Origin of the sequence: Brevibacillus fortis (genome assembly GCF_046196545.1) — a bacterium.
GTDB classification, from domain to species: Bacteria; Bacillota; Bacilli; order Brevibacillales; family Brevibacillaceae; genus Brevibacillus; species Brevibacillus fortis_A.
Window position 1 is genome coordinate 4,205,837 of the sequence record NZ_CP176370.1, and the last position, 13,568, is coordinate 4,219,404.

General features: G+C 47.8%; 15 protein-coding genes and 1 riboswitch. Of the genes, 3 read left to right on the top strand and 12 right to left on the bottom strand.

Annotated elements, in window-relative coordinates; all coding sequences use genetic code 11:
* Positions 1-2: 2 nt before the first annotated feature.
* From cobU to ACKKE8_RS20975, 5 genes are all read right to left on the bottom strand, one after another.
* On the bottom strand, positions 3-569 hold the full coding sequence (gene cobU / locus ACKKE8_RS20955) for a bifunctional adenosylcobinamide kinase/adenosylcobinamide-phosphate guanylyltransferase (protein ID WP_409174724.1): 567 nt from the start codon (positions 567-569) through the stop codon (positions 3-5).
* A 25-nt stretch (positions 570-594) separates the two neighbouring features.
* The gene (locus tag ACKKE8_RS20960; protein ID WP_409174725.1) at positions 595-1,371 is read right to left on the bottom strand and encodes a heme ABC transporter ATP-binding protein; all 777 of its coding nucleotides are present in this window, start codon (positions 1,369-1,371) and stop codon (positions 595-597) included.
* 8 nt (positions 1,372-1,379) lie between these two features.
* A complete protein-coding gene (locus tag ACKKE8_RS20965) occupies positions 1,380-2,417 on the bottom strand; it encodes a FecCD family ABC transporter permease (RefSeq protein WP_409174726.1) in 1,038 nt (345 codons plus the stop codon).
* A 1-nt stretch (position 2,418) separates the two neighbouring features.
* Positions 2,419-3,414 carry a helical backbone metal receptor gene (locus tag ACKKE8_RS20970; RefSeq protein WP_409174727.1) on the bottom strand — a complete coding sequence of 332 codons (996 nt, stop codon included), beginning with the start codon at positions 3,412-3,414 and terminating at the stop codon, positions 2,419-2,421.
* A gap of 156 nt (positions 3,415-3,570) precedes the next feature.
* A riboswitch (cobalamin riboswitch) is annotated at positions 3,571-3,721 on the bottom strand.
* Between the two features lie 147 nt (positions 3,722-3,868).
* A complete protein-coding gene (locus ACKKE8_RS20975; protein ID WP_409174728.1) occupies positions 3,869-4,816 on the bottom strand; it encodes an MBL fold metallo-hydrolase in 948 nt (315 codons plus the stop codon).
* Positions 4,817-4,984: 168 nt separating this feature from the next.
* Between ACKKE8_RS20975 and ACKKE8_RS20980 the strand changes: the two genes are divergently transcribed.
* Positions 4,985-5,569 (top strand): pyridoxamine 5'-phosphate oxidase family protein, encoded by a 585-nt coding sequence (locus ACKKE8_RS20980; protein ID WP_409174729.1) that lies wholly within the window; start codon positions 4,985-4,987, stop codon positions 5,567-5,569.
* Positions 5,570-5,617: 48 nt separating this feature from the next.
* Here the strand turns inward: ACKKE8_RS20980 and ACKKE8_RS20985 are convergent, their stop codons facing one another.
* Positions 5,618-6,376, bottom strand: a complete 759-nt coding sequence (locus ACKKE8_RS20985) for a MerR family transcriptional regulator (RefSeq protein WP_409174730.1) — start codon at positions 6,374-6,376, stop codon at positions 5,618-5,620.
* A gap of 136 nt (positions 6,377-6,512) precedes the next feature.
* On the opposite strand from ACKKE8_RS20985, the gene ACKKE8_RS20990 reads away from it, so the two are divergent.
* Positions 6,513-6,683 carry a hypothetical protein gene (locus ACKKE8_RS20990; protein ID WP_173628942.1) on the top strand — a complete coding sequence of 57 codons (171 nt, stop codon included), beginning with the start codon at positions 6,513-6,515 and terminating at the stop codon, positions 6,681-6,683.
* A 51-nt stretch (positions 6,684-6,734) separates the two neighbouring features.
* Here ACKKE8_RS20990 and ACKKE8_RS20995 read toward each other — a convergent pair whose 3' ends face one another.
* Complete coding sequence (locus tag ACKKE8_RS20995; protein WP_409174731.1) at positions 6,735-7,667, bottom strand: manganese-dependent inorganic pyrophosphatase; 933 nt, start codon at positions 7,665-7,667, stop codon at positions 6,735-6,737.
* A gap of 142 nt (positions 7,668-7,809) precedes the next feature.
* Between ACKKE8_RS20995 and ACKKE8_RS21000 the strand changes: the two genes are divergently transcribed.
* Positions 7,810-8,583 (top strand): metallophosphoesterase family protein, encoded by a 774-nt coding sequence (locus tag ACKKE8_RS21000; protein WP_409174732.1) that lies wholly within the window; start codon positions 7,810-7,812, stop codon positions 8,581-8,583.
* Between the two features lie 30 nt (positions 8,584-8,613).
* Here ACKKE8_RS21000 and ACKKE8_RS21005 read toward each other — a convergent pair whose 3' ends face one another.
* From ACKKE8_RS21005 to ACKKE8_RS21025, 5 genes are all read right to left on the bottom strand, one after another.
* Positions 8,614-9,210 (bottom strand): PepSY domain-containing protein, encoded by a 597-nt coding sequence (locus tag ACKKE8_RS21005; RefSeq protein WP_409174733.1) that lies wholly within the window; start codon positions 9,208-9,210, stop codon positions 8,614-8,616.
* A gap of 677 nt (positions 9,211-9,887) precedes the next feature.
* Positions 9,888-10,889, bottom strand: a complete 1,002-nt coding sequence (locus ACKKE8_RS21010) for an ABC transporter substrate-binding protein (protein ID WP_409174734.1) — start codon at positions 10,887-10,889, stop codon at positions 9,888-9,890.
* Positions 10,890-10,932: 43 nt separating this feature from the next.
* On the bottom strand, positions 10,933-11,958 hold the full coding sequence (locus ACKKE8_RS21015) for a FecCD family ABC transporter permease (protein ID WP_409174735.1): 1,026 nt from the start codon (positions 11,956-11,958) through the stop codon (positions 10,933-10,935).
* Positions 11,958-12,995 (bottom strand): FecCD family ABC transporter permease, encoded by a 1,038-nt coding sequence (locus ACKKE8_RS21020; RefSeq protein WP_409174736.1) that lies wholly within the window; start codon positions 12,993-12,995, stop codon positions 11,958-11,960. Before ACKKE8_RS21020 ends, ACKKE8_RS21015 begins: the two co-directional genes overlap by 1 nt.
* Positions 12,970-13,563, bottom strand: a complete 594-nt coding sequence (locus ACKKE8_RS21025) for a nitroreductase (protein WP_409174737.1) — start codon at positions 13,561-13,563, stop codon at positions 12,970-12,972. The genes ACKKE8_RS21020 and ACKKE8_RS21025 overlap by 26 nt, the downstream gene beginning before the upstream one ends.
* Between the last annotated feature and the right edge of the window lie 5 nt (positions 13,564-13,568).

Below are 13,568 nucleotides of genomic sequence, written 5' to 3' on the forward strand. Positions count from 1 at the left end.
AGTTAAAATCGGAATGCTTGTCCTTTTAGCTCCACCGGAATCCCTGCTGTGACAAGAAAAACTTGATCAGCAACGGCTGCCACGCGTTGATTCATCAAGCCCGCCAAGTCACGGAACATACGGCCCAACGGATGTTGTGGGACGAGTCCGTCGCCTACTTCGTTTGTCACCAGCAAAACCGTCCCTGGGAAGTCTTTTAACTTTTTGACCAGCATATCCACCTGCTGGAGCACTTGCTCAAACGGCTGCTCCTCTTCATAATGCAAGAGCCAATTGGACGCCCAAAGGATCAAGCAATCAACCAAAATCACTGTCTGTTCTTCTTGTATGTCCTTTTGTGCTCCGAGCTTCGCAAGCCACTCTGTCAATGCGTACGGCTCCTCGATCGTTTGCCAAAGGAAGCCAGACTGCAAGCGGCGGTCTCGATGGTGCAAGATCCGCTCTTCCATTTCCTCATCAGTGATTTGTGCGGTCGCGATGTAAACACCCGAGGAGCCCAAATGTGCCGCATATTTTTCGGCAAACGTGCTTTTTCCGCTGCGTGCTCCGCCTGTAATGAGTACGATCATGCTTCTGTCTCCTTAAACCAACTTCTTATACTTGCGATTGCAAAATAATTTGCGGCAAATGATGGACAGGATGCTCCATGACAATCGGTCTGGTTCCGTATACAGCCTCTATTCTGTCACTTTGCAAGATGTCTTTTGGTGCGCCGACGCTTATCTGCTTTCCTTTATGCAGCATCAAGATACGATCGCAGTATAGGGAGGCCAGATTCAGATCATGCAGCACAGCAATGACCGTCACCTGCGTCGTCTTTTGCCATTTTCGCACGATGTCCATGAGTTGAATCTGGTACCCGATATCGAGGTAAGTCGTGGGTTCATCGAGCAACAGCACCTGAGGTCTTTGGATCAATGCCTTCCCCAAAGCTACGCGCTGCTTTTCCCCACCACTCAACTGATCCAGTGTGCGCTCTTCCAAATGTTCAAGACCGAGCATCTGTACGATTTCATCAATGAGCGATGCGACATCCTGCTTCTCTTCCCCCAGCCAATTTTGGTAAGGAAAACGCCCCATCTCCAACACCTCTCGGACACGAAAGCCCACTGGCGGCAGACCCTCTTGCTCCAATACAGCCAGTATTTTGGCAAGCTCTTTGCGTGGATAGGAATGAAGCTTTTTCTCTTGAAGCAAAATGTCTCCTGCATCTGCCTTGATGACACCTGAAATCATTTTCAGCAAGGTAGATTTACCGCTTCCATTCGGTCCGATGATGCCAAAAAATTCTCCCTTGTCCACGCAAAAATCGATGCCGTGCAAAACTGGCGTATCCTGATACGATTTTTGCAAGTTGCGCACATTGATCATTGCTTACGTTACCTCTTCCTAAAGCGTTTATTTTGCTTCAATAAATAGGCGAAAAACGGTGCTCCCAGAAATGCTGTCACGACACCGAGCGGGATTTCCGTTGGACTCAGCAGCATTCTGGCAAGAGTGTCGGCCCACAGCACATAAATACCACCGCAGATCGCAGCCATCGGCAGTAAAATACGATGGTCAGGACCAACCAGCAATCGGACGAGATGCGGTACCACCAGGCCAACGAACCCGATAATTCCCGCGATAGAAACCGCCGCTGCAGTCAGAAGAGTCGAGACGACCAGAACCACCAGCTTCGTTCGATCCACATGGACGCCGAGATGCGCAGCCTGCCGCTCCCCTAACGCAAATAGGTTCAAGGAACGCGCATAGCTCACAAGTACCATTCCACCTATGACCAAGTACGGAATCAAGACGTACGTAAAGGCCCAGCCGCGAAATGACAGGCTACCCATCAGCCAGAACACGATCTCATTCACCGTCTGGTCGGATAGTGACACCATAAACGAAACGAGCGAGCCGAGAAAAGCCTGTACCACGACACCAGACAAAATCAGAGTCTCCGTTTGCAGCTTTCCTTGCGTATTCGCGAGTCCGAGTACGATCCATAAACTGAGCAGCCCTGTAAGAAAAGCGACGACAGGTGTGCTCCATGCACCCAAAAAGGTGATTTGCAAGCCAAAAAGGATCAAGAAGGCTGCTCCTACAGCAGAACCCGATGCCACGCCCATCGTAAACGGATCGGCGAGCGGATTGCGCAAAACTCCCTGAAAGCCCGCTCCCGCAAGTGACAAGCAGGCGCCAATCAAGACAGCCAATACAACGCGTGGAAAACGAACCTTCATGACGATTTGCTCAGATGACTCCGGCCACGTTACGGTGACCCATTCAGACAAGCCAGGGATTTGATGGAGCAGGATGAGCCATACTTGCGAAATGGGGAGTTGTGCCGCCCCCATCGAGATGCTGATGACTATCGATGCCAGAAGGACGAGACAGCTGACTCCTCCCCATAGGAACAATTGTTTCTTCATTTTACTTCACCAAGTCAGGGTAAATCGCCTTGGCTACTTCGATCAAGCCTTGAGTAATACGCGGACCAGGACGGGACAAAATATTTTGGTCCATGCCAAAGATTTGTTTTTCACGGATCGCCTTCATTTTATCCCAGCCATTGCGATTCGCGATCATATCCTCCAGCTTGACGCCAGTCTTTTCATCGGTAATTCCGCTCGCATACAAAATGACGTCTGGATCGTTTTGCAAAATCTTTTCTTCACTGATCGGATTCCATCCTTCGGTGTCGGAGGCAATATTTGTCGCTCCAGCCAGTGTGATGAGTTCATCCATGAATTCGCCTTTTCCGACTGTCCAGCCTGGGGAAAATTCCAGGTATACCTTCTTCTTCTCTTCCGGTTTTACATTTTTCACTGCTTCTTGAACGTACGCGATATCTTTCTTCATTTGCGCAACGACTTTTTCGGCTTGTTCCTGTTTATTCGTGATAACTCCCATCGCCAAAACATTGTTTAGGATGTCATCCATCTTTGTCGGATGGGTAATATAGACTGGCATTCCGAGAGATTTGAGCTTGTCAGCTACTGGCTTTTCCATCGAAATCCCACCGACGACCATATCCGGCGTTTGAGCGAGAATGGCTTCTTCATTTGGTTTGACGACTCCGCCAATTTTCGGTTTTGCCTTCGCCGCATCTGGATAATCATCATAGTCTGAGACAGCTACGATCCGATTTTCCAACCCTAATGCGAACAAAATCTCTGTCTCGGCAGGTGATGTTGAGACGATTCGCTCAGGAGCTTTTGCAAAGGTTACTTCCTTTCCTGTCGCATCCGTGACTGTCAAGGGATACGTTGTTTGTTTTGCAGGCTGCTCGGCCGCATTCTCTTGCGGTGCTGTCTGCGGTGCACTTGTTTGTCCACCTGGTGCTGGCTGGCTGTTATCGTTACCCGCACAACCTGCGAGGCTTGCCGCAACTAGTAGTGGGATCATGAATCGCAATGAACGTTTCATATGTAGAACTTCCTTTCTGCATGTCTGATTGACTGTTCCTTCCAATAAAAAAATCGACCCTTGCTTCCATTCGGAAATCAAAGGGTCGGCACCTCAGGGCAAACAGACAAAGATGGTCTGCTTCCTGAAATAGGCCGATCCTTTCCGCGAAGGCAACAGGCACTAAAACAAACAGGCAGGTCTCCTGGCTTACGGCTGAGGAACGAGCCGATTTACAGTGGCGGGACCGCGTCGGATTTTCACCGACTTCCCTTTTCACCCGATCTTTTTGTTAAAAAGACGAGGCACCTATTTGCTGTTACGTTTGAAATTGTCACAGTCCATGACTCATCCTACATCATAGCATTCCTTGGATGAAAAAAGAATGACAAACACATAAGCCAATACTTTCTTGCCTGCTAAAAATGAAAAACGCCTGAACAAAAGGTTCAGGCAAATGTAAAGCTTTGGCAAGCTATTCCCCTCGTTTGTGCAAATAATCTAGAATGCCCATGGAGCATACTTGTAAATCGAGCTTGAGTACTTCAAAAACTTCGTGATCATCATTAACGCCTTGTGACTGTAGATGATCCGAGACTTGTCCAAATAACTTATGAGACAGCTCAACATATGTTTGTCCAGCTGAAATCGCTGATTCTCCTTCCGCCACAAATACGGGGAGCCACTCACGTAATTGGCGGTACACGTCGTCAACCTGCTCTGACATCCCAAAATGACCAAAGTAAATTCGACTCAGCTTGCGCGCTTCAAAGCGGCTTAAAGACGCCAACATGGCATCAGGGTCAAACTGATTCGGCGAAGTAGATGGCAGCACAAGGTGTATGCTATCCTTTTTAAGCTGTGGATAGAGCACACCTGCCGTATCACCTGTGAACATGCCGCGGCTTACGGGATCGTAGATGCTGTAGTGATGATTGGCGTGACCTGGGGAGTCCAGAAACTCCAATACGCAATTCTCTCCGATCTTTAATGTATCACCGTCCCCGCGAATCAAAATCCGCTCCTCGGGAACTGCCTCAATCGGATCAAACAATCGATCAAAATCATCATGATACACCGCTCTCGCACCTGCGATCAGTCGGCTCGGATCTATGAGATGGCGTGCACCTTTCGGGTGGACAACGACCTTTGCGTTCGGACAATCCTTCAGAAACAGTCCTACTCCTCCTGCATGATCCAAGTGAATGTGCGTCACGATGATGTATTTTACTTGTTCCGGTGTATAACCGAGCTTGGCGAGACCGGCCTTGATGTATGGGACGGAGGGGCTTGGCCCTGTTTCTACCAATGTGAGCTCCTCTTCCGCGATCACATACGTCCCCGTACGTTCCGCCCAGCCCATATCGAAACCGTCTATTAAATGGATGCGTTCCCCTAAATAAATTGGCTCTGTTGCTTGCATGTAAATACTCCTCCTTTTCAAAAGTCTCGTGTAGTTATTGTGTTGCGTGAATATTTACACTTTACCATCTATTTTGGACGGGTTGGGAATGCATAACACAAAATCTTCATATTTTCATGATAATATGAGGGCAGCAAAAACAATTCCATTATCTGGAGGAGTGCGAAAATGGGGAAGCTTTTTTCTGAATTACGACCTGAGCATGAGGCGTTCATCAAGAAGCAACATATGTTTTTTGTTGCCTCTGCTCCTATGGACACAGATGGTCACGTGAATCTTTCGCCGAAAGGATACGATTCTTTTCGCATATTATCGCCTACCGAGGTCGCCTATTTGGACCTGACTGGAAGTGGAAACGAAACCAGCGCTCATCTCCAGGAAAATGGCAGGATAACTCTCATGTTCTGTGCATTTGAAGGCCCCCCTCTCATCATGCGCCTATTCGGCAAAGGAACGGTTATTCTCCCAGATACGCCTCGGTGGGATGAACTCGTAAAAGACTTCCCGCTTCTGCCCGGTGCTCGTCAAATCATTACCGTCAACATACAGGAAGTAAAGACCTCTTGCGGCTGGGCTATCCCCTTCTATTCCTTTTCAAAAGAACGAGACACCCTTCAGAAATGGACCTTGGCTAAAGACGAACAAGAACTGCTTGATTATCAAAAGGAAAACAATGTAGTAAGCATGGATGGATTGCCAACCCCATTGGGACAAAAGCTTTTTCCCGCAGTAGGAGGGGATAACGAAAAGTAAAACGCAAAGAAGCTGCCCTACTCGCAGCTTCTTTTTTTTGAAATCTCTTTACTTGCTCGTATAAATGACCACTGCATCTCTGAGAAACTCGGCTACACCAGGCTGATCCTTGTCATAGTAAGCGGTAAAACGCGGGTCATCGACGTACATCTGGGCAAGACCTGCGTGCGCTTCTTTGCTGTAGCTGTCCCAATAAAAGTTAAGCCATTGACGGTGAAGATCCGCTGCTTTTTGGGCAAGCTCATGAGCAGGATCTCCCGTCGCAAAAGCCTGTGCCAACGTCTCATGCAGTTCTTCATTCAACTGCTCAAGTGCAGCGTACTCCCGCTCGGTCATTCCTTTAATTTTCTGATTGGATTTGTCAACCTGTTCACTTCCATATTTTGCACGAATTTCTTCTCCATACTGAGCCTCGTTGTCATCAATCAACTTTTGCTTGAAGCCTTCGAATTTTTGCTTGTCACTCATCGTTTTGGTCCCCTCTCTTTGTGCTAAGGTCAAATTGACATTGGCGATTAACGCATCCAATTGCGCTCGCCTTTCCAGGAGCTTCTCGCGGTGCTCCCGCAGTGCCCGTTCAGCATCAAAGGTTGGTGAATCCAGGATCTCCTTGATCTCCTCCAAGCTCACACCCAGCTCGCGGTAAAAAAGGATTTGCTGCAATCGATCAACCTCTTGCTGTCCGTAAATGCGATACCCTGACGAATTGATTCTCGCCGGCTTGAGAAGGTCAATTTCATCGTAGTATCGGAGCGTCCGGGTGCTGACACCCGCCAGGAGTCCTAGCTTTTGCACCGTATATTCCATGTTCATTCCTCCTGACAAATTGATCGTACACATTTACGGACCGTCAATGTCAAACACATTTTCATAATAAAATTGGCGTTACTCTATTTTCATAATTTGTTAAAATATAGAGAAAGCCATACAAGGAGGGATTTCGATGCTCTATATCATCGGCTTCATTGTAGCCTTACTCGGTGCCGGATGGGGATTAACAGGACTGCTTAGTCTCAAAGCGAGAGATAAACATGCCATCACCCATTACAGCGACGATGCTTATAACCAGCAAACCTTGTTCCAAATGCACAACAACCCTACCCAAGGAATGTAAACATAGAAAAAGGCTGCCCGCAACTTGTGCTTGGGCAGCCATTCTTATTTCTTACAGAGCTTGGAACGTATCGGTCAATATTGGTACGATTTGCTTTTTACGGGAGACAACACCCTTCAGAACAGCTTTGTTGTCCACCAATGTTACTTGGTACGCTTTTTCTACTGCTTGCGTTGCGCTGCCGAGAGCGATCGCAACAGAATCGTTATTCAAGATATCCGTTACAACAAACACGAACAAGTCCAGACCTTTTTCAGCGATGTTTGCATTCATAGCCGCTTCCAGTTCGCCTTGGCGTGCGAGTACATCATTTACATCCACTGCATTTACTTGTGCGATTTCTACTTTCGCATTGCCCATTTGGAACTCTTTTGCATCCAATGTGAGCAGTTGTGCGATTGTTTTGTCGCTCAGGTCTGCGCCTGCTTTGAGCATTTCCAGACCGTATGCTTGCAAATCAACACCCGCGATTTCAGCCAGCTCATGAGCAGCGGCTACATCTTGCTCTGTGCAAGTCGGAGATTTCAACAGCAATGTATCCGAAATGATCGCGGAAAGCATCAAGCCAGCCATCTCTTTTGGAATGTCTACGCCGTTTTCTTTGTACATTTTCTTCAAAATGGTTGTGGTGCATCCAACTGGCTCGGCACGGAAGTAGAGAGGATTGCTCGTCTCAAAGTTCGCAATACGGTGATGGTCGATCACTTCTACCACTTGCACTTGCTCAATGTCATTCGCGCTTTGTTGGCGCTCGTTGTGGTCTACAAGGATGACTTCATTTACTTCATTCGCCACTGTTTCTACGAGGCGCGGCTCTTTTACTTGGAAGTAATTCAGCACAAATGCTGTTTCGCTGCTGATTACACCCAGGCGTACAGGCTCTACATTCGCGCCCAGTTTTGTTTTCAAGTCAGCGTACACAAGTGCTGAACAAATGGAATCTGTGTCTGGATTTTTATGACCGAAGATTAATTTTTTTTCCATCATCCATACTCCTTAATCGTGATTTGGCGTCAAAATTATACCATAGCTTAGAGGTTGTGCCCAAGATACATTATAGGTTCAAACTCGATCGTTGGAAATAAGGTTTTGAGATCATTCGGAAAAAAATGGGAGGCGAAGTGAAATGAGAGTGGCAGCTTTGTATGACATTCACGGGAACGTACCTGCACTACATGCAACATTGTCAGAACTCGAAGTTGTGAAGCCTGATCTGATTGTCATCGGAGGAGATATCATCTCAGGCCCAATGCCCGTCCAAACACTTGAAATGCTCTTTCAACTGGATACACCTGTGCAATTCATCCGTGGTAATGGCGATCGTGAAGTCGTCCTCACTTTTGACGGTGAGGCTCTGGCCTTAAAAATGTCCGATTCTGTCCGAGAAATCACGTCATGGGTTGCGGAGCAATTAAGCCGCTCTCATCGTGACTTTCTGGCGCAACTCCCCCTTACCTACACGTTAAAACGAGAAGATTTCGGGGATGTGCTATTCTGCCACGCCATTCCCACCAATGATGAAGATATTTTCACTCCCCTTACACCGGATGCAGTCGTGGCCACTTACTTTGAGGGAACGCTGCAACAAACGGTCATCTGTGGTCATACGCATGTCCAATTTGAACGTCGCCTTGGCGATTTACGTATTCTCAATGCTGGTAGTGTCGGCATGCCGTTTGCCGACAAACCAGGTGCATACTGGTTACTGCTTGATGGTGACAGCTTTGAGCATCGCTATACACCCTATGACGTAGAGACTGCCGCAAAACAAATCGCTTCCACGAACTATCCGCAAGCCCAGCAATTTGCAGATGAGAATGTCCGCAAGATACCTACGGTTCAAGGAGCAATGGAATTTTTAGAGGCCCTGGCACAAAAAAACCGACCCTCTACATCGTAAAGGATCGGTTGAGAAAAATAGCTGATTAAATTAATCGTCCCAGTCTACATCCAGTACAGCACCAGTCGTAGCGGAAATCTCCAAATCTACTTCCTGTCCTTTAGCCGTTTTCACTTCCACTTCATACACATAGTGGTTATCGTCTTCATCCAGCTTAATGGATTTGATGTTACCGTTCACTTTTGCCAAAGCGATTTTTTTCGCTTGCTCTACACTGATTTTCACTTGTTGTTTGTTCCACTGATCGTCGTTGTCGTCGTCATGATCATCGTCGTCATCGTGGTCAACTGTTTGCCACACCTCACCAGTCATCGCATCGACGTATACATCAATCTCTTGATGCTTGTTTTTGATCTCTGCTTTGTATACGAGGAAACCGTCCTCTTCATCCAGCTTCCATTCGGTAATGATACCAGACTGTGCATCCCGAACTTTTTTCAGGGCTTTTTCAGGCGTGATGCGCACGAGCTTCGCCCAGTTGTGTTTCACATCATCGTCGATTTGCAGGTACACGGTAGAAGTATTCTTTTGCGGTACGCTGTAATATTGGTTGCTATGTGCAAAGGCTGATACGCTGAGACTCCCTACAATCAGTGCTCCTACCATGGTCATGACTACTTTTTTCATATGATCTCGCTCCTTTTTTCGACTGGTTTTGTTTGATCTCCTTTATCATAAAAAGGATAGATGAAGGAAAAAAAAGAGAGAGATTAGAAATTGATGAGAAAATAGATGAGACCTCTCACAGAATTCATGATTGCGGGTGAGCCACAACGATTAACAAAAAGAGCAAGTGTTTTCTACTGGCAAAAACGATCCATTCCAGCTGTAAATCGACGGAAATGAAACATCCGTGCTTTTGCGTGCTTTCCGCTTTTATCCGTATAATAAAAGCAATCGAGAGGACAGCAACCAACTCGATGACATACGAAAGAGAGCGTGAATGGCAGTGTAATACATATCGTTTCTAACTACTTTCTATTTTTTCTTACATGAGAAGGAGAAACGATTTTTCCGTGGAATCACCACTTTTGAAAAATATCTTTTTTTGAATCTATTTTCTCGTCACCATGCAAACAGTCGTCATGTCCGTTATGACCTTAGAAGTGAAAAACCCAGCGCGTATCCAATTGACTGCACAAGCAACGCAAGCTATCACCTATGCCTATACGGAATCAGGCAATCGGAAATGAACAAAAGCACTCTACTAATCTTGTAGAGTGCTTCTTTATCATGCTGACATGTCCAATCGAGCAATCCCCCTCACGTCGTCTCTTCGAAAGGGGCCCTCACATACGTATTATCTATTTTCCGAGATTGTTCTTAATGGCTTCCAATCCAGCGATTTCTCCCAGGAAGAACGTATCGCCCGCGAGTGTATCCATCGTGTAAACCTGGTTGTTTTTCACTGCTTTGAGGTTTTTCCAGACAGGATGATCCTTCCAGATATGAATCAACCCTTCCGGCTCCTCAGCTTTTGCCGAACGGCGGTTTTCAGCAATAAAGATATGATCGGGAGCGAGCTCACTCAACGCCTCGATTCCGATACGCCCCCCAATCTTGCCATCCTCGGGCAATCCTGCTATCGGTGTTAGTCCCACTTCCTCATAGTAAATTGGGAAGTTTTTGGGATGCATCACCGTAAAATCCTTACCATTGGACACGAGGAATAGCACAGTTTCTCCTTTATGCTTGTCTGCTGCTGCTTTTGCTTCGTTTTTCAGCTTATCAAAATCGGCCAAAACTTGCTTCGCCTTTTCTTCTTTGCCAATCACTTCAGCTATTTTCATGAGGCGAGTGGGTGCATCCACTGAGAAATCAATGACGATGGAATCAGCCATTTTGTTGAATTCCTCAAATCTGGAGCCTTTTCCGGTGCTTGTCATGACAATAACCTCTGGGTCCATCTCCAACAAAGTCTCCAAATTCGTTTTTCCACCCAGATCCTTCACCGTTTTACCTTCCGCATACTTCGCAAAAATTGGTGACTTACTTTTCGTCGAATCAAAGCCTTCCGATACAATCGGAGCAAAATCTAGCACGAGGAAGTAATCGGTTCCCATGATATCGACAGAAGCGACACGCTCCGGCTTTTTCTCCAATGTGACTTCCCCCATCGTATGCTTGATGGTTCGAGGATACACAGGCTCCCCTGTCCCTTTCGTATCGGATTGTGCTACTCCCGCTTCAGCCGTTTGCGCTTTATTGGTAGCGTTTGTGTTTGTAGTCGCCTGTCCTGCTCCACACCCCGCCACGACAACTGTGGCTATGATTACAGACAGAATGCCTGATAATTTCTTTTTCATATCGATTGAACTCCTTTTTTCATCTCCTGATTTCAAACGTGTCTTACCCCTTTGTCCGGATCAACAAATACAAAAAATAAGGCCCCCCAATGAGGGAAATGACAATACCCGCTGGTACTTCCGTAGCCGGCATGATGCTTCTCCCTATCGTATCCCCGGCCAATACGAGCAATGAACCGACGAGCGCCGTAATAGGCAGCATGTACTGATGCTGGGGTCCGACCAATCTGCGCGCGATATGCGGGCCAAGCAAGCCGATGAAGCCTATGCCTCCGCCTGTCGCTACACTCGACGCAGCTAGACCAACCGCTCCCGCCATCAAGGCCAGTCGCTCCCGTTGAAGAGATACGCCCAGACTTGCTGCAATTTGTTCGTTCATACTGAGCAGGTTCAGCACATTTGCCTTCCGATACACGTACGGCAGCAGGATCACTATCCACGGCAAAAGTGCCAACACGAACTTCCAATTGGAACCCCACAACGATCCCATTTGCCAAGTAACGACAAACTCGAGGTTTCGCGGATTCAACTGAAGTGTCAAAATAATACTGATGGCGCTAAGTCCCGCCCCTACTGCAATCCCTGTAAGCAAGAGACGGGTAGGAGATATGCCATGCCCCTTCTTGTATGCAAGCATATAGATAATGGCTGCTGTGGCAGTGGCACCGATGAGTGCGAGAAACGGCATCAAAAAAGGCGGTGCCATGTTCGTCGCGGGATACAAGGAGACGAACAACAATACGGCCAGTCCAGCACCTGAACTGATTCCAAGAATGCCTGGGTCAGACAGACCATTGCGAGAGATTCCTTGCAGGATCGCTCCCGATACAGCCAGCCCAGCCCCGATCATAACCGCAATCACCATGCGAGGAAGCCGCAGCTCAAACAACACGAGATTCTGCTTTTTCGAACCCTCCCCCAGCAACGTCTGCAACACCTCGAAGGGCCCAATACTGTACGGTCCCGTGTTCAAGCTCAGGACAAAACCGACAAGCAAAAGTACCGCGAAAAGAAGGATCAGTCGGACACTACGGCTTTTTCTTTTTTGGGAAAATAGATCGATGTCCACTACCACTCCCTCCTTTCCTTACGGGCCAGGTACAGGAAGAAAGGGACTCCGATGACAGCGATAATGGCGCCAAGCGGTGTCTCGTAGGGCATCGCTATCATTTTGGCTCCAATGTCTGCAAAAACAACCAAAACGCCTCCCATGACTGCCGAGCAAGGAATAATCCAGCGGTAATCAACCCCGACCAGAAAACGGACGATATGTGGAACAACGAGACCGACAAACCCAACACCGCCAACCGTTGAGACCGAAGCACCTGCCAGTACCATGACGACAACCGCCGACAACCCCTTCACTAGCCTGGTCTTTTGTCCGAGTCCCGCTGCGATCTCTTCTCCCAGACTCAAAATGGTAATGGAGCGAGAAAGGATCATTGCCACAATGATTCCTCCCACAATCCATGGTATCATGACGGATACTTGAAACCACTCCGCTGTAGAGATCCCTCCTGCTGACCAGAAAGCCAGATCGTAGTTGATCTGAAACAACAGGGAAATCGCCTGACTGATACCTGAGATGAGCGAGCTGACGACTGCCCCCGCCAACGCGAGTCGTAAAGGTGTCAAACCGTTTTTGGAAAAATAGGCCAGTCCATAAACAAGCCCTACCCCCACACCCGCTCCCATAAAAGAAAAGAGAATAATAGACTCAAAAGGGAGTCCTGGTGCAAAAGCAAAAACGAGTACGAGCACGAATCCAGCCCCTGCATTAATGCCCATCAAGCCCGTATCGGCAATCGGATTTCTCGTGACTCCTTGCATAATGGCTCCTGCTACGGCAAAAGCAGCTCCTACCAGCGCTCCTGCCAAGGCACGCGGCATTCGCAGTGTTTGAATAATGACGTGATGCTCGTTGCTAGAATCATAGTGAAAAATCGAGTTCCATACGGTCGCAAACGAGATGTTAGCTACTCCCGTGATAATGGATGAACCTAGCCCGAACACGATGGCGCAAATCCCCGCAACAATCAACACGGTCGCCATCCACGGCCTGGTTCGAATCGAAGCATTTTTAGCGATCGGCTGTGACAGTGACATTTCCCTTCTTATCCTCCAGAGCAACGTTCGAATGAATCACGGTCAGCTTGTCGCTTGCAGCCGTTCTCGCTCGTGCTTCCGGGATGACCTCCGGAAAGCCAAGCTGAAGCATTCCTACGAGTTTTTCCTCCTCACGTACCCCAACCGCTTGCAAAAAACCTGCTTGATACGTGAACGGTTCCGTTTTCCAAACAACGCCCAATCCCCGCTCCCACGCCGCTAGCTGAAAGTTTTGAATCAAAGTGCAGGCTGCCGCATAGTCCTCTTCCCGTTCTCTTTGCCGAGAGTCTTCATTAACGATAACGAATAGATACGCCGGGACACGTAAGAGTAATTCCGGATCTCTTTTTTTCATGGCGTTTTGAAGAATGGCATCGACGACAATCCGTTTGCCTTCCTCCATATACAGAACGAATCGCCAGGGCTCGCGTAGTCCGTGGTTAGGTGCCCAGACAGCTACATCCAGTAACTCACGAATCAGTTCCAGTGGAATCGGGTCTGGCTTGAATTTCTTTATGGTTCTGCGGTCACAGATCGCTTGTGCAATCGGATACAATGGTGACTTCATCTCGT

Excerpts from the sequence above, each read along its gene's own strand:
- cobU (WP_409174724.1), bottom strand. The coding sequence starts at position 569 with ATGATCGTACTCATTACAGGCGGAGCACGCAGCGGAAAAAGCACGTTT.
- ACKKE8_RS20960 (WP_409174725.1), bottom strand. The coding sequence starts at position 1,371 with ATGATCAATGTGCGCAACTTGCAAAAATCGTATCAGGATACGCCAGTT.
- ACKKE8_RS20965 (WP_409174726.1), bottom strand. The coding sequence starts at position 2,417 with ATGAAGAAACAATTGTTCCTATGGGGAGGAGTCAGCTGTCTCGTCCTT.
- ACKKE8_RS20970 (WP_409174727.1), bottom strand. The coding sequence starts at position 3,414 with ATGAAACGTTCATTGCGATTCATGATCCCACTACTAGTTGCGGCAAGC.
- ACKKE8_RS20975 (WP_409174728.1), bottom strand. The coding sequence starts at position 4,816 with ATGCAAGCAACAGAGCCAATTTATTTAGGGGAACGCATCCATTTAATA.
- ACKKE8_RS20980 (WP_409174729.1), top strand. The coding sequence starts at position 4,985 with ATGGGGAAGCTTTTTTCTGAATTACGACCTGAGCATGAGGCGTTCATC.
- ACKKE8_RS20985 (WP_409174730.1), bottom strand. The coding sequence starts at position 6,376 with ATGGAATATACGGTGCAAAAGCTAGGACTCCTGGCGGGTGTCAGCACC.
- ACKKE8_RS20990 (WP_173628942.1), top strand. The coding sequence starts at position 6,513 with ATGCTCTATATCATCGGCTTCATTGTAGCCTTACTCGGTGCCGGATGG.
- ACKKE8_RS20995 (WP_409174731.1), bottom strand. The coding sequence starts at position 7,667 with ATGGAAAAAAAATTAATCTTCGGTCATAAAAATCCAGACACAGATTCC.
- ACKKE8_RS21000 (WP_409174732.1), top strand. The coding sequence starts at position 7,810 with ATGAGAGTGGCAGCTTTGTATGACATTCACGGGAACGTACCTGCACTA.
- ACKKE8_RS21005 (WP_409174733.1), bottom strand. The coding sequence starts at position 9,210 with ATGAAAAAAGTAGTCATGACCATGGTAGGAGCACTGATTGTAGGGAGT.
- ACKKE8_RS21010 (WP_409174734.1), bottom strand. The coding sequence starts at position 10,889 with ATGAAAAAGAAATTATCAGGCATTCTGTCTGTAATCATAGCCACAGTT.
- ACKKE8_RS21020 (WP_409174736.1), bottom strand. The coding sequence starts at position 12,995 with ATGTCACTGTCACAGCCGATCGCTAAAAATGCTTCGATTCGAACCAGG.
- ACKKE8_RS21025 (WP_409174737.1), bottom strand. The coding sequence starts at position 13,563 with ATGAAGTCACCATTGTATCCGATTGCACAAGCGATCTGTGACCGCAGA.